At 56.8% G+C, this 21,459-nt stretch carries 19 protein-coding genes; 10 read left to right on the top strand and 9 right to left on the bottom strand.

All coding sequences use genetic code 11. The features are described 5' to 3' along the window. Position 1: 1 nt before the first annotated feature. Entirely contained in the window at positions 2 to 988 is a 987-nt protein-coding gene (locus tag C3451_RS02675; RefSeq protein ID WP_045308657.1) for a GTP-binding protein, read from the bottom strand. A gap of 123 nt (positions 989 to 1,111) precedes the next feature. Beyond that, complete coding sequence (locus C3451_RS02670) at positions 1,112 to 2,578, bottom strand: fructuronate reductase (RefSeq protein WP_045620893.1); 1,467 nt, start codon at positions 2,576 to 2,578, stop codon at positions 1,112 to 1,114. 205 nt (positions 2,579 to 2,783) lie between these two features. On the opposite strand from C3451_RS02670, the gene uxuA reads away from it, so the two are divergent. Continuing rightward, the gene (gene uxuA, locus C3451_RS02665; RefSeq protein ID WP_022648722.1) at positions 2,784 to 3,974 is read left to right on the top strand and encodes a mannonate dehydratase; all 1,191 of its coding nucleotides are present in this window, start codon (positions 2,784 to 2,786) and stop codon (positions 3,972 to 3,974) included. A 116-nt stretch (positions 3,975 to 4,090) separates the two neighbouring features. On the opposite strand, the gene yeiP is transcribed toward uxuA, so the two are convergent. Then, the gene (yeiP, locus tag C3451_RS02660) at positions 4,091 to 4,663 is read right to left on the bottom strand and encodes an elongation factor P-like protein YeiP (protein ID WP_003859355.1); all 573 of its coding nucleotides are present in this window, start codon (positions 4,661 to 4,663) and stop codon (positions 4,091 to 4,093) included. A gap of 164 nt (positions 4,664 to 4,827) precedes the next feature. On the opposite strand from yeiP, the gene C3451_RS02655 reads away from it, so the two are divergent. Then, positions 4,828 to 5,082: a YkgJ family cysteine cluster protein gene (locus C3451_RS02655; protein ID WP_032622476.1), complete on the top strand. Its 255-nt coding sequence runs from the start codon at positions 4,828 to 4,830 to the stop codon at positions 5,080 to 5,082. Here the strand turns inward: C3451_RS02655 and setB are convergent. Further along, entirely contained in the window at positions 5,079 to 6,260 is a 1,182-nt protein-coding gene (gene setB, locus C3451_RS02650; RefSeq protein ID WP_032622475.1) for a sugar efflux transporter SetB, read from the bottom strand. The genes C3451_RS02655 and setB overlap by 4 nt on opposite strands. A gap of 103 nt (positions 6,261 to 6,363) precedes the next feature. Further along, positions 6,364 to 6,543, bottom strand: a complete 180-nt coding sequence (locus C3451_RS24245) for a hypothetical protein (protein ID WP_139152663.1) — start codon at positions 6,541 to 6,543, stop codon at positions 6,364 to 6,366. Positions 6,544 to 6,618: 75 nt separating this feature from the next. On the opposite strand from C3451_RS24245, the gene fruB reads away from it, so the two are divergent. Genes fruB through fruA form a run of 3 tightly spaced genes read left to right on the top strand, consistent with a single transcriptional unit; the run spans position 6,619 to position 10,389 of the window. Next, entirely contained in the window at positions 6,619 to 7,749 is a 1,131-nt protein-coding gene (gene fruB, locus C3451_RS02645) for a fused PTS fructose transporter subunit IIA/HPr protein (protein WP_045620892.1), read from the top strand. Then, on the top strand, positions 7,749 to 8,687 hold the full coding sequence (gene fruK / locus C3451_RS02640; protein ID WP_006811313.1) for a 1-phosphofructokinase: 939 nt from the start codon (positions 7,749 to 7,751) through the stop codon (positions 8,685 to 8,687). The genes fruB and fruK overlap by 1 nt, the downstream gene beginning before the upstream one ends. Before the next feature lie 16 nt (positions 8,688 to 8,703). Then, positions 8,704 to 10,389: a PTS fructose transporter subunit IIBC gene (fruA, locus tag C3451_RS02635; protein ID WP_022648704.1), complete on the top strand. Its 1,686-nt coding sequence runs from the start codon at positions 8,704 to 8,706 to the stop codon at positions 10,387 to 10,389. Between the two features lie 74 nt (positions 10,390 to 10,463). Here the strand turns inward: fruA and nfo are convergent, their stop codons facing one another. Beyond that, positions 10,464 to 11,321, bottom strand: coding sequence for a deoxyribonuclease IV (gene nfo / locus C3451_RS02630; protein ID WP_023300589.1), 858 nt, complete (start codon positions 11,319 to 11,321; stop codon positions 10,464 to 10,466). 64 nt (positions 11,322 to 11,385) lie between these two features. Then, positions 11,386 to 12,432: a YeiH family protein gene (locus C3451_RS02625; protein ID WP_022648702.1), complete on the bottom strand. Its 1,047-nt coding sequence runs from the start codon at positions 12,430 to 12,432 to the stop codon at positions 11,386 to 11,388. Between the two features lie 97 nt (positions 12,433 to 12,529). On the opposite strand from C3451_RS02625, the gene yieE reads away from it, so the two are divergent. After that, positions 12,530 to 13,396: a DNA-binding transcriptional regulator YeiE gene (gene yieE / locus C3451_RS02620; protein ID WP_003859337.1), complete on the top strand. Its 867-nt coding sequence runs from the start codon at positions 12,530 to 12,532 to the stop codon at positions 13,394 to 13,396. Positions 13,397 to 13,566: 170 nt separating this feature from the next. Continuing rightward, complete coding sequence (locus C3451_RS02615) at positions 13,567 to 15,036, top strand: amino acid permease (protein ID WP_022648700.1); 1,470 nt, start codon at positions 13,567 to 13,569, stop codon at positions 15,034 to 15,036. A 54-nt stretch (positions 15,037 to 15,090) separates the two neighbouring features. Here the strand turns inward: C3451_RS02615 and C3451_RS02610 are convergent, their stop codons facing one another. Further along, positions 15,091 to 17,076: a ligand-gated channel protein gene (locus C3451_RS02610; RefSeq protein ID WP_032623906.1), complete on the bottom strand. Its 1,986-nt coding sequence runs from the start codon at positions 17,074 to 17,076 to the stop codon at positions 15,091 to 15,093. A 261-nt stretch (positions 17,077 to 17,337) separates the two neighbouring features. Next, positions 17,338 to 18,165, bottom strand: coding sequence for an S-formylglutathione hydrolase (fghA, locus tag C3451_RS02605; protein ID WP_045308654.1), 828 nt, complete (start codon positions 18,163 to 18,165; stop codon positions 17,338 to 17,340). A gap of 137 nt (positions 18,166 to 18,302) precedes the next feature. On the opposite strand from fghA, the gene C3451_RS02600 reads away from it, so the two are divergent. The 3 genes from C3451_RS02600 to yeiB all read left to right on the top strand — a co-directional run bounded on the left by C3451_RS02600 (position 18,303) and on the right by yeiB (position 21,398). Beyond that, positions 18,303 to 19,451: a YbfB/YjiJ family MFS transporter gene (locus C3451_RS02600; RefSeq protein WP_045620891.1), complete on the top strand. Its 1,149-nt coding sequence runs from the start codon at positions 18,303 to 18,305 to the stop codon at positions 19,449 to 19,451. A 102-nt stretch (positions 19,452 to 19,553) separates the two neighbouring features. Further along, on the top strand, positions 19,554 to 20,222 hold the full coding sequence (gene folE / locus C3451_RS02595; protein ID WP_017383384.1) for a GTP cyclohydrolase I FolE: 669 nt from the start codon (positions 19,554 to 19,556) through the stop codon (positions 20,220 to 20,222). 18 nt (positions 20,223 to 20,240) lie between these two features. Then, the gene (gene yeiB, locus C3451_RS02590; protein ID WP_045620890.1) at positions 20,241 to 21,398 is read left to right on the top strand and encodes a DUF418 domain-containing protein YeiB; all 1,158 of its coding nucleotides are present in this window, start codon (positions 20,241 to 20,243) and stop codon (positions 21,396 to 21,398) included. The last annotated feature ends 61 nt before the right edge of the window (positions 21,399 to 21,459 follow it).

Below are 21,459 nucleotides of genomic sequence, written 5' to 3'. Positions count from 1 at the left end.
GTTAGCCGCCCAAACTTAAACGAAGCTTCAACAGGCTTGACTGGAGGGCATTCCAGTCGGTATTAACCGCACTAATTAACTCTATCCGGCTGTCGGGTGGCGCGACGTTCTGGGTTTCTATAAAGAAATCCTCGCCCTGACGATTAATGCGCACCAGACCATCCGGGGTGCGCATGATCCCTTTTACCCGCTCAACCGGCGCCAGTCTCGCCCATTCCAGTATACCAATGGTGTCGAAAACCGTATCGGCATCGAAGATCCAGCCGCAGGCCTGGTGTCCCTGGCCGCTGTTCAGATTTCGACGCCAGCGCTGATGTTCCGGCAGGCTCAGCGCTGCCAGACCTTGCTTCGCGCCGTGGCTATGCGAATGCTCAGCGCTGGCAGGCAGTTGCGTCTGGTTGAGGCGGGGAAGATCGAGCAGGGCGCCATCAATGTTGCCCTGGGTGGTCTGCACGTACTGACGTCCACCGCCAGCCTGCTGCCACCAGGCATTGAACGCGGCCTGACTCTCAGCCGTCGCGCGATCGGATTTATTCGCCACGATGATGTCTGCCGAGGCGAGCTGGTCGCGGAAATTGTCGTTATTGATCGCTTTTTCATCCAGCAGCTGGCGGGGGTCGAGCAGGCAAAGCGTCGCACGCAGCTCAAGCCACGGCTCGTAGACCGGGGCGGTCAGTAAATCAAGAATTTGCTTCGGATGACCCAGCCCAGTGGGTTCAATCAGCAGACGGTCAGGCTTGCCCTGACGCAGCAGCGTATTCAGTCCGACCTGCATCGGCAGACCATTCACGCAGCACATACACCCGCCCGGGATCTCTTTCACCATCGCGCCGCTGTCGGCGAGCAACGCGCCGTCGATCCCCACTTCGCCAAATTCGTTGACCAGCACGGCCCACTTTTCCGCCGGATCTTTATTGGCCAGCAAATGCAGAATGGACGTAGTTTTACCGCTGCCGAGAAAACCGGTGATCAGGTTGGTTTTGGTCACGTGCGCTCCGATAAATAATTGTGATGTAGTAACAACTATCTATCATCCTGACGAAAAAATCGGGCATTGAGAAGAGGGAGGGCGAACGGAGCGTAAAACCGTTCGCCTTAAACGCAATAATCGCTAAATTTTTAACGTTTCGATAACGGCCTGACGCGCGCCGAGCCGGACGAGGCGCTGGTACGCGCCGGTGATTGCCTCGACAAAGACAGGGTTTTGCGGCAGGTCGTCGCCAAAGATTTCTTTTAGCGTCAGCAGGGCGCTAACGCGTTCTGCGTCACTGCTGGAAGCGACAATGGCCTGAAACTTGTCGCTCAGTGGATCGCGCACGTCAATGGCGTTGCCCTGGTCGTCCGTCCCGCTGACGTAGCGCATCCAGCCTGCGACGCCCAGCGCCAGTAATGGCCAGGCGGTGTTACGCTCAAGATGCATGCGGATCCCATCCAGCATGCGCTGAGGCAGCTTCTGACTGCCGTCCATAGCGATTTGCCAGGTGCGGTGCTGTAGCGCCGGGTTGGCGAAGCGGTCAAGCAGGCTGTCAGCATAGGCTGTCAGATCGACGTTGGTGATACGCAGCGTAGGGGCCTGCTCATTCAGCATCAGCCTGCGGGCAGCCTCGCGGAAGCTGTCGTCCTGCATACATTCATTTATGTGCGCGTAGCCGGCAAGGTAGCCCAGATACGCCAGGAAGGAGTGGCTGCCGTTCAGCATCCGCAGCTTCATCTGCTCCCAGGGCAGGACATCCTCAACCATCTGTACGCCTGCAACCTCCCATTCCGGACGCCCGGCGACAAAGTTATCTTCCACTACCCACTGAATGAACGGTTCACAGCTGATGGCGCAGGGATCTTCAACGCCAAGTTCCTGGGTGATTTCCGCGAGTGAGGCGTCAGTGGCGGCGGGCACGATTCGGTCGACCATGGTGCCAGGGAAGCTCACGTGCGCCTCGATCCATCCGGCCAGCTCTGCGGAACGCTTTCCGGCCATGCCGAGAACGGCATTTTTCACCACGTGGCCGTTATCGGGAATGTTGTCGCAGGAGAGCACGGTAAACGCCGGCAGGCCGCGCTCGCGGCGGCGATGAAGCGCTTCGACCAGAATACCCGGCGCGGAATGCGGCTCAGACGGATGCTCAAGATCGTGCAGAATGCGGCTGTTGTGCATATCCAGTTTCCCCGTCGCCGGATCGATGCAGTAGCCTTTTTCGGTAATGGTGAGGGAGACAATGGCCACCTGCGGTTCGCAGAACTTCTCAATAATGGCTGCCAGCGAGTCGAGTTTTGCGTTCAGGCACTCTTTTACCGCACCGATAATAATGGGCTGATTGCCTTCGGCACCTTTCTCCAGCACGGTAAACAGATGATCCTGCGCGCGGAGCTGGCGCATGAGAACATCGCCGCTAAAGAGGCTAATCTCACAAATACCCCAGTCGCCTCCTTTGGCGTTCAGCACCCGGTTTGTTAACAACGCCTGATGCGCCCGGTGGAACGCGCCAAAGCCGAAATGGACGATGCGGGAGCGTAACTGCTCGCGATCGTAGCGGGGCTGCTGGACATGAGCAGGAAGCGCGGTGGAGGCAATAGTCTTCATGTAGTACACACCTGATTAACCATTAATTAACAATGCCAGTGTAAAGTTATATGACAACAAATTAAATTGGTAAGCCGTAAATATCCCGGTTATGTGAGTTTGATCAATCAATGTCGCGCGCTGTGTTGACCACTTCGATTAAACATGTATGGTAGTCGTCATTGAGGTAATCCATATTGGTATAACAACTTGAGAGGGTGGGGCAATGGAACAAACCTGGCGTTGGTACGGGCCGAACGATCCGGTTTCTCTTGATGATGTGCGTCAGGCTGGCGCAACGGGTGTGGTCACGGCGCTGCATCATATTCCGAACGGTCAGGTGTGGCCGGTGGAGGAAATCCAAAAGCGTCAGGCACAGCTGGCAGAGAAGGGTCTAACCTGGTCTGTCGTGGAAAGTATTCCGGTTCACGAAGATATCAAAACCCACTCCGGTGAGTGTGAAACCTGGATTGCGAATTATCAGCAGAGCATTCGTAACCTGGCGGCCTGCGGTATTGATACCGTCTGCTATAACTTTATGCCAATTCTGGACTGGACGCGTACCGACCTGGAATATGAAATGGCCGATGGTTCGAAGGCGCTGCGTTTCGATCAAATCGCTTTTGCGGCTTTCGAGCTGCACATTCTGAAGCGTCCGGGGGCGGAAGCAGACTACACCGCCGAAGAGCAGCAGCAGGCGCTGGCGTGGTTCAATGCCGCCAGTGAAGCGGACATTGAGAAGCTGGTTCGCAATATAATCGCGGGCCTGCCGGGGGCGGAAGAGGGCTATACCCTCGATCAGTTCCGCGCGCGCCTGGCGGAATATGGCGATATCGATAAAAACCAGCTGCGTGAAAACATGGCGCACTTCCTGCGCGCTATCGTGCCGGTGGCAGAAGAAGCGGGCGTGCGGCTGGCGGTTCATCCGGACGATCCTCCGCGCCCAATCCTTGGCCTGCCGCGTATCGTGTCGACCATTGAGGATATGCAGTGGCTAAAAGAGACGGTGGACAGCATCTACAACGGCTTTACCATGTGTACGGGCTCTTACGGCGTGCGTGCGGATAACGATCTGGTGCGGATGATCGAAACCTTTGGGGATCGCATTCATTTCACTCACCTGCGTGCAACCTGCCGTGAAGAGAATCCAAAAACCTTCCATGAAGCAGCCCACCTTGGCGGCGACGTGAACATGGTTGCGGTGGTGGATGCCATTCTCTCTGAAGAAGTACGTCGTAAGCAGGCGGGGGATGTACGTCCTATCCCGTTCCGTCCGGATCACGGGCATCAGATGCTGGACGATCTGCGCAAGAAAACGAATCCAGGGTATTCGGCGATTGGCCGTCTGAAAGGGATGGCGGAAGTGCGCGGTATCGAGCTGGCGCTGAAAATGACGAAGTATCCAGAGCTTCTGTAAGCCTGATTGCCCGGTGGCGCTACGCTTACCGGGCCTACGAAAAACCGGCTCTGAGGCCGGTTTTTGTGTTTTTGTAGGCCGGGTAAGGCGCAGCCGCCACCCGGCAAACGCCACAATCAGTCAGCGCGACCCATATAGCGTTTTTCTTCGATATGGATACGGATTTTCTCGCCCGCTGACAGGTATTCTGGCACCTGTACGACCAGACCGGTAGTCAGGGTAGCCGGTTTGTTACGCGCGCTTGCAGACGCGCCTTTGATGCCCGGTGCCGTTTCAACGATTTCCAGATCAACGGTCTGCGGCAGCTCCAGCGCCAGCAACACGCCATCCCAGGTCAGCACCTGCATGTCCGGCATTCCACCTTCAGGAATAAACAGCAGCTCTTCTTCGATCTGATCTTTGGTGAAGATATACGGGGTGTAATCTTCTTTATCCATGAACACGTATTCGTTGCCGTCGATATAAGAAAAATCAACGTAGCGACGGGTCAGGGTCACGGTATCCACGATATCGTCGCCTTTAAAACGTTCTTCCACTTTCAGGCCGGTACGGACATCGGAGAAACGCATTTTATACAGCGTTGCTGCGCCACGGGCGCTTGGTGCCTGAATGTCGATATCTTTCACAATCAGCAGTTTGCCGTTGTAATTCAGTACCATACCTTTCTTGATTTCGTTCGCTCTTGGCATTGCAGTAATCCTGTTTACGGGAGGTAAAAAATATCGCGCCAAATTACTCGCGCGCGGCCTTTCAGGCAAGCGGAATTCGTGGGTTTTGCTATCAATACATAAAAGGTGTTACTGTGCGCGCGATGCCCGACTGCGCGGGCATCTGCCACCAACAGAGAGCATGTATGGATTGTCGTTCCGACTGTGGCGCGTGCTGTACCGCACCGTCCATCTCAAGCCCCATTCCAGGCATGCCACAAGGCAAGCCTGCCAATACCCGCTGCGTTCAGCTCTCTGACTCCAACCTGTGCATGATCTTTGGCTCGCCTTTACGCCCGAAGGTGTGCTCCGGGCTCCAGCCTGACGCCGAAATGTGCGGCAGTACGCGCCAGCAGGCCATCACTTACCTGCTTGAGCTGGAAGCGCTCACCGCGCCTTAAACGTCTTTGATCCGCGTCAGGCAGCTCAACGTCAGGACGCACATCACCAGCGCAATCCAGAACACCGTATGATAGTTCCAGATTTCAGCCACAACGCCCGCCAGTGAGCCTGCAATAATCCAGCCCACGCGGGTGGTATTAGTATAAAGGGTGGTGGCAGCGCCTGCCTGACCCGGCATCAGATCCTGGAAGTAGAGCATGCCGATACCGGCCAGAATGCCGATATAAATGGCGTTCAGCAGCTGTAAAGCAAGAAGCAGCGCTGGCGTATGGACCGTCAGCATGCCGACATAAAACAGCAGCCCGGCAACGGCGGCGATGCGCATCAAAAAGCGCTTGCCGAAGCGCTTCGCGTAATAGCCCGCAATCAGCATGGTGGGGATCTCAAGCCCCGCGGCGGTTCCCATCATGATCCCGGCCAGCTTCTCCGGCAGATGCAACTCATCAATAATAAACAACGGCATATTAATGATATAGAGGCTGTTCGTTCCCCACATCAGCGTACAGATAATGAATAACAGTAGTGCGTCGCGCCGGTTACGCCGCGGTGCTTCCAGCGTACCGGTCGCCACTTTCGGCTCTTTACGCATGGAAGGCAGGAAGAACCATACCATTGCGCCACACACCACGAAGGCTACCGCCGCGCTGAGGTACATTACCGTAAAGCCAAAACCCATTGCCAGCGCGTAGGCGAGCGGGGGGCCAATCACCCACGCAAGCGATACCTGCGCGCGCAGTATCGAGCTGAACATCACCGCTTCCCGCCCGGTGCGGTCGGCATGCTCGCGGGCAAGGGCGAACATCTGCGGGTTGGCGGTCGAGCCGAAGCTGCTCAGGAACACCCCAACAAACAGCAGAATGAAATAGTTGCGGTTCCAGGCAAACAACACGCAGGCGAAAACGCCCAGCAGACAGCAAAAAACAATCAGGCTTTTGCGATCGCCTTTTCTGTCGGAACGCCCGGCCAGAAACTGGCTGACCAGGATGCCAATGATGGCGCTCCCGGTGAAGAAGAAGCCAACCATCGCCGGACGCGCGTGGACTTCGTTGGTCAGAAACAGGCTCAGCGTAGGCGTTTGTAACGCACCGGCAATACCGGTGAGGAAAGCAACAATCAAAAACGCCGTTGACGTCAAATCAAAGGGCTTTGGTGAGGCGGCAGCGGGGGTGTTATGCATGTTCAGTCTTTGCGAGTAACAGAGAGAGGCGGAGTTTACGCCGCCTGTCATTAAATAAACAGAGGGCAAAATCAAGATTGCCACAATAAATCAAAATAGCATTTCAGTTTAACGCTGTTTCGCTGAAGCGTGCTGAACCTGTTTGCTGAACATCAGCAAAAACCTCCCTATTGAAGAAGAAATGTGCTGCACTTCTAAATTCTGCAACAAGAAATGTAACTTTTCTTGCAACCTTTTGTAGAAAAGACAAGACTTCTTGAAACGTTTCAGCGCTATCTTGCATGTCCTGTAGAAGCAGGTTAGCGCATATTTTCTCAGTTAAGCTGAAACGATTCAATTTCAGCAGGAGAGGAGAATCATGTTCCAGTTATCTGTTCAGGATATCCACCCGGGCGAACAGGCCGGGAATAAAGAAGAGGCTATTCGCCAGGTCGCCGCTGCGCTCGTGCAGGCTGGCAACGTGGCGGACGGCTACGTCAACGGCATGCTGGCGCGTGAACAGCAGACCTCCACCTTCCTCGGTAACGGTATTGCAATTCCGCACGGCACCACGGACACCCGCGATCAGGTGCTGAAAACCGGCGTGCAGGTTTACCAGTTCCCGCAGGGCGTGCTCTGGGGCGAGGGGCAGGTGGCTTACGTGGCGATCGGTATCGCGGCCAGCGGTGACGAACATCTGGGCCTGCTGCGTCAGCTGACGCACGTGCTGAGCGATGATGCCGTCGCGGAACAGCTTAAATCCGCCACCACTGCTGAAGAGCTGCGTGCCCTGCTGATGGGCGAAAAACAGAGCGAAGCGCTGAAGCTGGATAATGAAACCCTGATGCTGGACGTCGTTGCGTCCGATCTGGTGACGCTCCAGGCGCTGAACGCGGCTCGCCTGAAAGAGGTGGGGGCGGCTGATACCGCCTTTGTGACCCGCACCATCAATGATAAGCCTTTAAACCTGGGTCAGGGCATCTGGCTGAACGACAGTGCTGAAGGCAACCTGCGCAGTGCTATCGCGGTCAGCCGTGCTGCGGTTGCCTTTGAGACAGACGGCGAACGCGCCGCGATGCTGGTAACGGTTGCCATGGCTGACGATCAGCCGGTTTCCGTGCTGAAGCGCCTTGGCGATCTGCTGCTGAACAATAAAGCTGAAAAACTGCTGAACGCAGACGCGGCGACGGTGCTGGCCGTGTTGACCAGCGACGATGCGCTGACGGACGACCTGCTGAGCGCGGAGTACGTGGTGCGTAACGAACACGGCCTGCATGCCCGTCCGGGCACCATGCTGGTGAATACCATTAAACAATTTGAAAGTGAGATCACCGTGACCAATCTGGACGGTTCGGGTAAACCAGCCAACGGGCGCAGCCTGATGAAAGTTGTCGCGCTGGGTGTGAAGAAAGGCCATCGTCTGCGTTTTACCGCGCAGGGTGCTGATGCTGAACAGGCGCTGAAAGCGATTGGCGACGCCATCGCGGCCGGTCTGGGGGAGGGCGCATAATGAGCAGACGTGTTGCGACCATTACGCTGAACCCGGCTTACGATCTGGTGGGCTTCTGCCCGGAAATTGAGCGTGGCGAAGTTAACCTGGTGCGAACCACCGGCCTGCATGCTGCAGGGAAAGGGATTAACGTGGCGAAGGTGCTGAAAGATCTCGGCATCGACGTCACCGTTGGCGGCTTCCTTGGCAAAGACAACCAGGACGGTTTTCAGCAGTTGTTCAGTGAACTGGGCATCGCCAACCGTTTTCAGGTTGTGCAGGGCCGTACCCGTATTAACGTTAAGCTGACCGAGAAAGACGGTGAAGTGACCGATCTGAACTTCTCCGGCTTCGAAGTGACCCCGGCTGACTGGGAGCGCTTCGTTGCCGATTCCCTGAGCTGGCTGGGCCAGTTTGACATGGTGTGCGTCAGCGGCAGCTTGCCGTCCGGCGTCAGCCCGGAAGCGTTCACCGACTGGATGACGCGCCTGCGCAGCCAGTGCCCGTGCATTATTTTTGACAGCAGCCGCGACGCGCTGGTCGCCGGTCTGAAAGCCTCGCCATGGCTGGTTAAGCCTAACCGCCGTGAACTGGAAATCTGGGCGGGCCGTAAGCTGCCAGAATTAAAGGATGTGATTGACGCTGCCCATGCGCTGCGCGAGCAGGGTATCGCTCATGTGGTGATTTCGCTGGGTGCAGAAGGTGCCCTGTGGGTTAACGCCTCCGGGGAATGGATTGCCAAACCGCCTTCTATGGAAGTGGTCAGCACCGTGGGTGCCGGGGATTCGATGGTTGGCGGCCTGATCTACGGTCTGCTGATGCGCGAATCCAGTGAACATACCCTACGCCTTGCTACCGCCGTTGCGGCCCTGGCCGTGAGCCAGAGCAATGTCGGTATTACCGATCGTACCCAGTTAGCCGCGATGATGGCGCGCGTTGACTTAAAACCTTTTAACTAACAGCAGGAGAGGAATAATGAAAACGCTGCTGATCATTGACTCCGGTCTCGGACAGGCTCGTGCCTATATGGCGAAGACCCTGCTGGGCGCGGCGGCACAAAAAGCGCACCTGGATATCATTGATAACCCGGGTGATGCTGAAATGGCGATTGTTCTGGGCGACAAAATCCCCGCGGACAGCGCCCTGAACGGCAAAAAAGTGTGGCTGGGCGATATTAATCGCGCGGTGGCACACCCTGAACTGTTTCTGAGCGAAGCAAAAGGTCATGCGACGGTTTACAGTGCACCCGTTGAGGCCGCGCCGGTCGCAACCGCTGGGCCGAAACGCATTGTTGCGGTAACGGCTTGCCCGACAGGTGTGGCTCACACCTTTATGGCGGCTGAAGCCATTGAAACCGAAGCGAAAAAACGCGGCTGGTGGGTGAAGGTTGAAACTCGCGGATCTGTTGGCGCGGGTAATGCCATCACGCCGGAAGAGGTGGCCGAAGCCGATCTGGTGATCGTGGCGGCCGATATCGAAGTGGATCTGGCGAAGTTTGCCGGTAAGCCGATGTACCGCACCTCAACCGGCCTGGCGCTGAAGAAAACTGCGCAGGAGTTTGATAAAGCGCTGGCGGAAGCCAAACCTTATCAGGCGACCGGTGCGGCTAAAACGCCTGGCGAAGGTAAGAAAGAGTCTGCGGGTGCCTATCGTCACCTGTTAACCGGGGTTTCCTACATGCTGCCGATGGTGGTGGCGGGCGGCCTGTGTATTGCGCTCTCCTTTGCCTTTGGTATCGAAGCCTTTAAAGAGCAGGGCACGCTGGCGGCAGCGTTGATGCAGATTGGTGGCGGCTCCGCGTTTGCGCTGATGGTGCCGGTGCTGGCGGGCTTTATCGCCTTCTCCATCGCTGACCGTCCGGGTCTGACGCCGGGTCTTATCGGCGGTATGCTGGCCGTGAGCACTGGTTCTGGCTTTATCGGCGGTATTATTGCCGGTTTCCTTGCCGGTTACGTGGCGAAGCTCATCAGCTCTAAGCTGAAGCTGCCGCAGAGTATGGAGGCGCTGAAACCTATCCTGATCATCCCGCTGATTTCCAGCCTGGTGGTCGGTCTGGCGATGATTTACCTGATTGGTAAGCCGGTCGCGGGCATTCTGGAAGGTCTGACCCACTGGCTGCAAACCATGGGGACGGCGAACGCGGTGCTGTTGGGCGCAATCCTCGGCGGTATGATGTGTACCGACATGGGCGGTCCGGTAAACAAAGCGGCATACGCGTTCGGCGTTGGCCTGCTGAGTACCCAGACCTACGCGCCGATGGCGGCGATCATGGCGGCAGGTATGGTGCCTCCGCTGGCACTTGGCCTGGCGACAATCATTGCCCGTCGTAAGTTCGATAAAGCGCAGCAGGAAGGCGGCAAAGCGGCGCTGGTGCTGGGTCTGTGCTTCATTACCGAAGGCGCAATCCCGTTTGCGGCGCGCGATCCAATGCGTGTTCTGCCATGCTGTATCGTCGGCGGTGCGGTAACGGGAGCTATCTCCATGGCGGTAGGTGCGAAACTGATGGCACCGCACGGCGGTCTGTTCGTCCTGCTGATCCCTGGCGCCATCACGCCGGTGCTGGGCTACCTGCTGGCGATTGTTGCCGGTACGCTGGTGGCGGGTCTGTCTTACGCGGTGCTGAAGCGTCCGGAAGCGGAAGTGGTCGCAAAAGCAGCCTAAAAGAGGTGTCGGGTGGCGGCTTCGCCTTACCCGACCTACAAAAAAGCCGGGTCGCGTTAAGCGCCCGGCTTTTTTTATGCCGCCTGTTCAGCGGTCTGCTGTGCCTTCAGCCAGGCAATCTCTTCTGCCCAGATATCCGGATTGATGGTTTCCAGCACCATTGGAATGCCGTCGAAGCGGGGATCCTGCATGATAAAGCGGAACGCATCGTGGCCGATATTACCTTCGCCCAGGCTGTGGTGACGGTCTACGCGGCTGCCGAACGCGCTTTTCGCATCGTTTAAGTGCATACCGCGAAGATACTTAAAGCCAACAATACGCTCGAACTCCTCGAAGGTATTTTTTGTGGCCTCGGTTGTGCGCAGATCATACCCGGCGGCAAACGCGTGGCAGGTATCAATGCACACGCCCACGCGGGATTTGTCTTCCACGCCGTCGATGATCGCCGCCAGATGCTCAAACTTAAAGCCGAGGTTGCTGCCCTGACCGGCGGTATTCTCAATCACCGCCGTCACGCCCTGGGTTTTATCCAGCGTCATGTTGATGGACTCGGCGATGCGCGCCAGACAGGCGTCTTCGTCGATTTGCATCAGATGGCTACCGGGATGGAAGTTCAGCAGCGTCAGCCCCAGCTGTTCACAGCGCTGAACCTCATCCAGGAATGCTTCGCGGGATTTTTCCAGCGCCTCAGCAACCGGGTGGCCGAGGTTAATCAGGTAGCTGTCGTGCGGGAGGATCTGCCCAGGCCCATAGCGGTATTTCTCGCAGGCGGCTTTGAAGTCATCAATCACTTCCGCGGTGAGGGGAGCTGCGCGCCACTGCCGCTGGTTTTTGGTGAACAGGGCGAAAGCGGTCGCCTCGATTTCGGCGGCGCGAATGGCGGCATTCGCAAGGCCACCGGCAGCGCTGACGTGCGCTCCAACATATTTCATAAAAAGACTCCTGTTAACCCGAAATGCCTATGATAGCGGGTTAACAGGAGAAGGACGAGATGGTTTATGCCAACAGGCTGTGTACCGCAAGGTTAATCGCACCGCCGCCAACAATCAGCCAGATGAACAGCACTAGCGCCATCAGCAGCGGTTTCGCCCCGGCTTTTTTCAGCGCGCTGACGTGCGTGGTGACGCCCAGCGCCGCCATTGCCATCGCCAGCAGGACCGTATCCAGCGTGACCAGCATATCCACCATCGCTTTTGGCAGCAGGTGGAAAGAGTTGAAGATAGCGACCACGATGAACAGGATCGCAAACCACGGAATGGTTATTTTGCTTTTCTCGCTGCCGCCTGCAGGAGCCAGCTGTTTAACCCGCGCCGCGAGGAAAATCAGGAACGGGGCCAGCATCATCACGCGCAGCATTTTGGCGATGACCGCCGCGTTTTCCGCTTCCGGATTAATGGCGTGACCTGCCGCCACCACCTGCGCCACTTCGTGCATGGTTGAGCCGATATAAATGCCGTAGGTTTCCGGGCTAAACCAGTGCGCCACCAGCGGATACATGGCTGGATACAGGAAGATCGCCAGCGTACCGAAGATAACTACCGTCGCGACGGCAACCGTGACTTTACTGGCTTCGGCTTTGACTACCGGCTCTGTTGCCAGTACAGCCGCTGCGCCGCAGATGCTGCTACCCGCACCGATCAGCCAGCTGGTCTGTTTGTCCAGTCCAAAGATCTTCTGGCCGATAAAGCACGCCAGTAAAAAGGTGCTCGAAAGGGTCAGGACGTCGATGGCAATCCCGCTGACACCCACATCCGCAATCTGCGAAAAGGTGAGACGGAAGCCATAAAGGATGATCCCGAGACGTAATAAATGCTGCTTGGCGAAAATCACGCCGCCGTCGCAGGATTTCCAGATATGCGGGTAAACGGTGTTCCCGACCACCATGCCGAGCAGAATGGCCAGCGTCAGGGCGCTGAACCCTGCACCGGCAACTGCCGGTATACTGCCACCCCATAAGGCCACGCCGGTAACCACGGCGCTGAGCGCGAGACCCGGCACGAAGTGCCACACTGTACGATGATGTTGTAAGGTGATTTCTGACATAACCTTCTCCTTTGTCTGGCTAAAGGTTACGGCGCTCTGGCTTAAAAATAAAATTGATTATATATTTATAATCAATCTTTATAAGTGGTAAGCAACCATGCACATTACATTGCGTCAGCTGGAAGTTTTTGCCGAGGTGCTGAAAAGCGGCTCGACAACCCAGGCGTCACAAATGCTGGCGCTCTCGCAGTCCGCCGTTAGCGCGGCCTTGACCGATCTTGAAGGGCAACTGGGCGTCCAGCTTTTCGACAGGGTAGGAAAGCGACTGGTGGTGAACGAACATGGCCGCCTGCTGTATCCGCGTGCCCTGGCCTTGCTTGAGCAGGCAACGGAGATCGAACAGCTGTTCCGCGAGGACAACGGCGCTATTCGCGTCTACGCCAGCAGCACGATCGGTAACTACATCCTGCCGGAAGTGATCGCCCGCTACCGCCGGGATTTTCCGACCCTGCCGCTGGAGATGAGCGTCGGCAACAGCCAGGACGTGATTAACGCGGTGATTGATTTCCGCGTGGACATCGGTCTTATCGAAGGGCCGTGCCACAACGTCGATATCATTGCGGAGCCCTGGCTTGAGGATGAGCTGGTGGTGTTTGCTTCCCCGGCCTCTTCTTTACTACAGGGCGAGGTTACGCTGGAGCGTCTGGCGCAGGCGCAGTGGATCCTGCGAGAGCAGGGCTCCGGCACGCGTGAGATTGTCGATTATCTACTGCTGTCCCATCTGCCGCAGTTCCAGCTAGGGATGGAGTTAGGTAACTCCGAGGCCATTAAGCATGCCGTACGTCATGGCCTGGGCATTAGCTGTCTTTCCCGACGGGTGATCGCCGAACAGCTGGAAACCGGCTCTCTGGTTGAGATCCCCGTTCCGCTGCCGAAGCTGGTGCGCACGCTGTGGTGCATCCACCATCGTCAGAAACACCTTTCCAGCTCGCTCCAGCGTTTTCTGCGCTATTGCGAGATGTAAAAGCGCCCCTCACCCTGGCCCTCTCCCCAAAGGGGAGAGGGAAAAATTATGCTTTACTTATAATCCTGGCCGAGTCATGAAGCTCTCTTATAACTGAGCATTTCTGCCGGAAGCAACGCAGATCGTCTGCTACAATCGCGCCTCATTTATTGAATGGACAGCATTTTCACATGGTTTCAGAAACTAAAACCACAGAAGCGCCCGCGCTACGTCGCGCACTTAAGGCGCGTCACCTGACGATGATCGCCATTGGCGGCTCCATCGGTACGGGTCTTTTCGTTGCCTCTGGCGCAACAATTTCGGCAGCCGGCCCGGGTGGGGCATTATTCTCTTATATCCTGATTGGCCTGATGGTCTACTTCCTGATGACCAGCCTGGGCGAACTGGCGGCATACATGCCGGTGTCTGGTTCGTTTTCGACCTACGGACAAAAATACGTTGAGGAAGGCTTCGGCTTCGCGCTGGGCTGGAACTACTGGTACAACTGGGCGGTGACCATCGCCGTTGACCTGGTCGCGGCACAGCTGGTGATGACCTGGTGGTTCCCGGACACGCCCGGCTGGATCTGGAGCGCCCTGTTCCTGGCGGTCATCTTCCTGCTGAACTACATCTCCGTGCGCGGTTTCGGCGAAGCGGAATACTGGTTCTCTTTGATTAAAGTGGCAACCGTCATCATCTTTATCGTCGTCGGTGTGGCGATGATCGTTGGTATTTTCAAAGGGGCCGAACCGGCGGGCTGGAGTAACTGGACAATAGGCGATGCGCCGTTTGCCGGGGGCTTCTCGGCGATGATTGGCGTGGCGATGATTGTCGGCTTCTCCTTCCAGGGCACCGAACTGATTGGCATTGCGGCCGGTGAATCCGAAAACCCGGAGAAGACCATCCCGCGCGCGGTGCGTCAGGTGTTCTGGCGTATCCTGCTGTTCTATGTGTTCGCGATCCTGATTATCAGCCTGATCATTCCGTATACCGACCCAAGCCTGCTGCGTAACGATGTGAAAGACATCAGCGTCAGCCCGTTCACCCTGGTCTTCCAGCACGCGGGTCTGCTCTCTGCGGCGGCGGTGATGAACGCGGTGATCCTGACGGCGGTACTGTCTGCGGGTAACTCCGGGATGTACGCCTCTACCCGCATGCTCTACACCCTGGCCTGCGACGGTAAAGCGCCGCGTATTTTCTCGAAACTGTCTCGCGGTGGCGTGCCACGCAACGCGCTGTATGCGACCACGGTGATTGCGGGTCTCTGTTTCCTGACCTCCATGTTCGGCAACCAGACGGTCTACCTGTGGCTGCTTAACACCTCTGGTATGACGGGCTTCATTGCCTGGCTGGGCATTGCCATCAGCCACTACCGTTTCCGTCGCGGGTACGTCAAGCAGGGTCATGATCTGAATAACCTGCCGTACCGGTCAGGGTTCTTCCCGCTGGGGCCGATCTTCGCCTTCGTTCTGTGCCTGATCATTACCCTGGGCCAAAACTATGAGGCCTTCCTTGCGGACACCATTGACTGGGGCGCCGTCACGGCCACCTATATTGGCATTCCGCTGTTCCTGATCATCTGGTTTGGCTACAAACTGACGAAAGGAACGCGCTTCGTTCGCTACAGTGAAATGGATTTCCCGGAACGATTTAAACAATAACCGCACTTCCTCTCTTTTAGCCCGCTCAATCGAGCGGGCTTTTTTATGGGCAGATCAGAAGCTGTAAGTCATGCCAACGGTATAGCGACGGCCATCCAGCACGGTGTCATACGTATCGTAGTCAATCTGCTTATCGAGCATGTTATATACACCGGCAGTAACCAGCAGGTTTTTGTTGGCGTTGTAGCGCATACCGACATCCACCTGAGTGTAGGACGGTGTGCCCTGAGACATAGACGTGCGGCTCAGGTACTCAGACGTTTTACCGCGCAGGTTCAGACGGCTCCAGAAGCCGACGTCGGGCGTCGCCTGCCAGTCCAGGGTGGTGTTGAACATGTGTTTTGGCATTTTGTTCAGTGGCTTGCCGGAGAACTGGCCGCTCTTCTGCTCGGATTCCGTATAGGTGTAGTTTGCAGTCCAGTTCACATCGCGCGTGATTTTCCAGCCGAAGGAGGACTCCACACCGCGCATATTGGCTTTGTCCACGTTGACGCGATCGCTGACGAAATCATAGCTATGATCGCCAATCGTACAGGCGGGATCGGCGCTGCTGTTACAGCGGCGAACTTCCGTAATTTTATCCTTGAAGTCGGTATTAAACAGCGTCACACCGGCATTAAGGTTATCGTTGTTATCCCAGAGCAGGGCGAGCTCTTCGCTCAGGCTCTTCTCGGGTTTCAGATCCGGGTTGCCGACGATGATACCGTCAAGACGGCCGCCACCTGTCACCTGGCCCCAGCTGGCAGACGACTGACGCAGATCCGGCGCACGATAGCCAGCAGAAACCCCGCCTTTCAACGTCCACTGATCGGCCAGGTGCCATACGCCGTAACCGCGCGGCGTCCAGTTCGTCCCGTAGTTTTGGTCTTTGTCCATACGCAGGCCGCCGGTCAACGTAAAGCTTTCCGTCATTGACCATTCATCTTCGGCAAACAGGGCCCAGCTCCAGCGCGTCAGTTTGTTCAGGCCGTCAGCAGCTTCCAGCTGATTACCGTTGTCGCGCAGTTTCTCATAGCGGTACTGCCCGCCGAGGGTCAACGTATGATCGCCGAGGAAGATCTGGTTCTGGTTGTTAAAGGTGGTGTTGTAGGAACGCATTTTGCGACCTGGATTATTGGTCTCTTCCTGCTGGATATAGCTGGTGGTATTGAAGTCGTCGTAATAACCACTGTGGGTTAACGAGTAGGTCGTGTGCTCATAGCGCGAGTCGCTTTTGGTATTTGGCGTACAGGTTGTTCCCCGGCAGGTTTCAGCTGCTTTCGACATCCCCGGGGTGCTGTTTCTGTCCTGAAGCTCGCGAGCAAAGTCGAGATCGAAATCGTTCTTCTCGTCCGGCGTGAAGTTCAGCGTAATGCCACCGTTACGCATTTTCTGCTCGTTATAGCCGTTCACGATTTTATCTTCTGCGCGGCGTGACAACAGCCCCGTCACTTTTGCACCCAGCAGCCCGTCAATCAGGGGACCAGAGGCGTAGGCGTTGGTCTGGAAGATATCGCCGGAGTCATGATTTTCCTGGAAGGTTGCATCGCCATGCAACGAACCGGTCCAGGCTTTGGTGTTCGAGACTTTTTTGGTAATGACGTTAATGACGCCACCCATAGCATCGGAGCCGTAAAGCGAGGACATCGGGCCGCGGATGACCTCGATGCGCTCAATGGACTCCAGCGGCGGCAGCCAGCCTTGTTCAATACCCGAGTTGTCGCTGTTTGGGCGGGTGCTTCGCGTACTGACGCGTTTGCCGTTCACCAGGAACAGGGTGTACTGAGAGGCCATGCCGCGAATACTGATATCACTGCTACTTCCACCGCCGGTGACGACGACGCCCGGGACATCTCTCAGGGCATCGGTAACATCACGGTAGGCTTTATCTTCAATCTGCTGTTTTGAAATCACAGAGATGGAGGCGGGGGCATTCTGGATCTTTTGTTCAAAACCCGTCGCGGTAACGACAACGGTATCCTGATCGGCTGCGTGAACGAAGGGGGAACATGTGGCAGCGCCAATGGCGACGGCCAGGAGCTTAATGCGTGGTATTGTCATTTGTACATTCCGTATAAAAATGAAAAAAACTCCATCGGGATAACCCTGAGAACTGTATGTTTTTGTCTTGTAAGAACTCTTTGAGATGGAGAAGAGCCTGGAATTGTACAAAAGAATGTAGAATTGTAAACACAAATGATAATTGAAATCATTTGTGTTTGAGTGAGGGCGACGGAAAACAGGCTGGATTCAAGCGGATAGGATTATGTAAATGAGGGGAAAGGCCCGACAGGCGAGAGGCTATCGGGCAAACAGCTGTATTTACGCGAACAAATGTGTCGCATGGAAGCGAAGATGATCTTCAATAAAGGACGCCATAAAGTAATAGCTGTGATCGTATCCCGGCTGTATGCGCAGCGTCAGCGGCCAGTCCTTCTGGCGCGCGGCTTCCGCCAGCACCGCAGGCTGTAACTGCCCGGCGAGGAACTGATCGGCATCACCCTGATCCACCAGCATCGGGATAGCGTCTTCTGGCTGGCTTGCCAGCAACAGCGCACAGCTGTCCCATTCCTGCCATTTCTCTGCATCCTCACCCAGATAGTGCGTGAAGGCTTTTTGCCCCCACGGCACCTGCGTTGGGTTCACAATCGGCGCAAATGCGGACACGCTGGTGTATTTCCCCGGATTTTTCAGCGCCATTATCAGCGCCCCGTGGCCACCCATCGAATGTCCGCTTATCGCGCAGCGCTCGCTGACCGCGAACTGAGAGTGCACCAGGGCAGGCAGTTCATCGCGAATGTAGTCATACATGCGGTAATGGCTCGCCCAGGGTTGTTCCGTGGCGTTGAGATAGAACCCGGCGCCTTTACCCAAATCGTATCCGGCATCGTCGGCCACGTCCTCGCCACGCGGGCTGGTATCTGGCATCACCAGCGCAATGCCCAGTTCGGCAGCAATACGCTGGGCACCCGCTTTGGTGGTGAAGTTTTCGTCGTTGCAGGTCAGGCCTGAAAGCCAGTACAAGACCGGTGGATTGTCCGCAGGGGGCAGGAAAATGCTGAACGTCATAGCACAGTTCAGCGTGGTGGAGTCGTGCCGCCAGCGCTGCTGTCGACCTTCAAAACAACGATGCTCTTCGAGCAGTTCCATGCAGTGCTCCTTATCCGAAAGACTATTCATAAAACGCATAATACAGAGTTTTCATTGACCTGTGAGCAACTTTCACTTTCGCAGGACGGCGAGATGTTGCATCATAAATTTACTTTTCTTTAACAATTGGAGCGATCATGGCGCTGCGTATCGCGCTCAGCGGATTTGTGGTTCTGGTCGTGGCGATGGGGATAGGGCGCTTCGCCTTCACGCCTCAGGTGCCGCTGATGATTACCGCCGGGCAACTCACGCTCACCAGCGCGGGGCTGGTGGCGGCAATGAACTACCTGGGCTATCTGGTGGGGGCATGGGATGCTATGCGCGCTCATCGCTTCGTTGAAACGCGTCTCTGGCTTGGCATCACTGGCGCGGTGGCGCTGACGCTGCTCTCTGCGGCGGCAGATAATGCCGTCGTTCACGGTCTGCTGCGCTTTGTAATCGGCTGCATGAGCGGCTGGTCGATGGTGCTGATTGCCGCCTGGACCAACGAGCGGCTGGGGCAGCTGGGCAAGCCGGGGCTTAGTGCAGCCGTCTTTGCCGGACCCGGGGCAGGCATCGCCCTGAGTGGCCTGCTGGCGGTCTATATTCAGGCGAGCTCCCTGTCTGCCGGCGCGGCATGGCAAATCTACGGCGTACTGGCGCTGGTGCTGATTGCGCTGGTGGCGCGCTATCTGCCGCGCGCGGGCCAGCTTCATCGCCCCGGTACCGCGCCTGAGCCGCTGTTGTTGACCGCGGATCTCAGGCGTCTGGTCTGGAGCTACAGTCTGGCAGGATTCGGCTATATCCTCCCCGCGACCTTCCTGTCGCAAATGGCGGCGGTGCGTTTCCCCGGCAGCCTGTTTGCCCAGTTTGTCTGGCCAATATTTGGCGCCGCCTCGGTGGTGGGGATTGCGATCAGTATTGCCCTGCGGCATACATCAAGCGCTAACCGCAGGCTGGCGATTGTTCTCTGGTTACAGGGGATAGGCGTGCTGGCGGCCTGGCTGCTGCCGGGCATTGGCGGCTTGCTGACGGGTGGGCTGCTGGTGGGCGGCGGGTTCCTCTGCGCCGTGCAGCTCTCTCTTCTGTACGGTCGCGAGCTGGCGCCAGATCATACGCGTTATATGGCGGGACTGCTCACCACCGGGTATGCCATTGGTCAGCTGATTGGTCCGGTCACGTCGGCACTCTCGACCTGGCTCACGCACCGGCTGGAACCTGCGCTGGGGCTGGCGGGGATTGCGCTGTTCGCTGGCGGAGCGTTAGTCTGGAACCGTCAGGCTGAAAGGCAACAGCAATTGCAATAATTATCGACGTGAATACTGGATTATGTGCGTCGCCTCACGCACAATGAGCGCACACTTTTGCCACAACGAGGGCAAAAGACGCCACACCTGCAGGAGAAAAGAATGTCATCACTCAGTAAAGAAGCAGCCCTTGTCCATGAAGCGCTGGTTGCGCGCGGTCTTGAAACGCCACTGCGCCCGCCCGTGCAGGAGCTGGACAATGTTACCCGCAAGAGTCTGATCGCCGGCCATATGACGGAGATCATGCAACTGCTGAATCTCGATCTGAGCGACGACAGCCTGATGGAGACGCCGCACCGCATCGCGAAAATGTACGTCGACGAAATTTTCTCCGGCCTGGATTACGCGAACTTCCCGAAAATCACCGTCATTGAAAACAAGATGAAGGTCGATGAGATGGTGACGGTACGCGATATCACGCTGACCAGCACCTGCGAGCATCACTTTGTGACCATCGATGGTAAAGCGACGGTGGCCTATATTCCAAAAGATACGGTCATTGGCCTGTCCAAGATCAACCGCATCGTGCAGTTCTTTGCCCAGCGTCCTCAGGTGCAGGAGCGTCTGACGCAGCAGATCCTGACCGCACTGCAAACCCTGTTGGGGACTAACAACGTGGCGGTGTCTATCGACGCGGTTCACTACTGCGTGAAAGCACGTGGCGTGCGTGATGCAACCAGCGCGACTACCACCACCTCGCTGGGCGGCCTGTTCAAATCGAGCCAGAACACCCGCCAGGAGTTTCTGCGCGCCGTGCGCCACCACAACTAATCAGACAGGGCAGGGACCATGGAGCGAAACGTCACGCTCGATTTTGTTCGCGGCGTCGCCATTCTCGGTATCCTGCTGCTGAATATCAGCGCCTTCGGTCTGCCGAAGGCCGCCTATCTGAACCCTGCATGGTATGGCGACATCACGCGCAGCGACGCCTGGACGTGGGCAATCCTTGATCTCTTCGCACAGGTTAAATTTCTGACCCTCTTTGCGCTTCTGTTTGGCGCGGGACTTCAGCTTCTCCTCAAACGCGGTACGCGCTGGATCCAGTCGCGTTTAACGCTGCTGGTTATCCTCGGTTTTATTCACGGGCTGCTTTTCTGGGACGGCGATATTCTGCTCGCGTATGGTCTGGTGGGCCTGATTTGCTGGCGGCTGATCCGCGACGCGCCCGGTGTAAAAAGCCTCTTTAACACTGGCGTGATGCTCTATGTCATGGGACTGACCGTGTTATTGCTGCTTGGCATGATTGCCGATGCTTCCACCAGTCGTTCGTGGATCCCGGATGCGGCCAATCTGCAATATGAGCAGTTCTGGAAGCTGAAAGGCGGCATAGAAGCGATCGGCAACCGGGCCGATATGCTCGGCGATAACCTGCTGGCGCTGGGGGCGCAATACGGCTGGCAGCTGGCGGGGATGATGCTGATGGGCGCAGCCCTGATGCGCACCGGCTGGCTGAAAGGAGAATTTAGCCTGCGACACTATCGTCTCACAGGCGCTGGCCTGGTACTGCTCGGCGTGATGATTAACCTTCCGGCGGTGATCGTACAGTGGCATCTTCAGTGGGATTACCGCTGGTGCGCCTTCCTGTTGCAGGTGCCGCGAGAGCTGAGCGCGCCGTTCCAGACCATTGGCTATGCGGCGCTGATCTATGGCTTCTGGCCCCGGCTTTCTCGCCTGTGGATCGTCAGTGCGGTGGCCTGCGTTGGACGGATGGCGTTAAGCAATTACATCCTGCAAACGCTGATATGCACCACGCTTTTCTACCGATTCGGCCTGTTTATGAAATTCGACCGCCTGACGCTGCTGGCGTTTGTTATTCCGGTCTGGATTGTTAACGTGGTGTTTTCAGTTATCTGGCTGCGTTTTTTCCGCCAGGGCCCGCTGGAGTGGGTATGGCGACGGTTAACCGCCCTTGCGTCGGGCGTGTCATTGCGTAATACATCCAGATAACGATCTGGATCACAATCATTAACAAAACGGATGTAAGCGTTTTCATCTGTGTGAGCTTCTT

The sequence above is a fragment of the Enterobacter sp. 301B genome (assembly GCF_003850715.1).
GTDB lineage: Bacteria > Pseudomonadota > Gammaproteobacteria > Enterobacterales > Enterobacteriaceae > Enterobacter > Enterobacter intestinihominis.
Note: the sequence above shows the minus strand (reverse complement) of the source record. Positions and strands in the feature narration are given on the sequence as shown.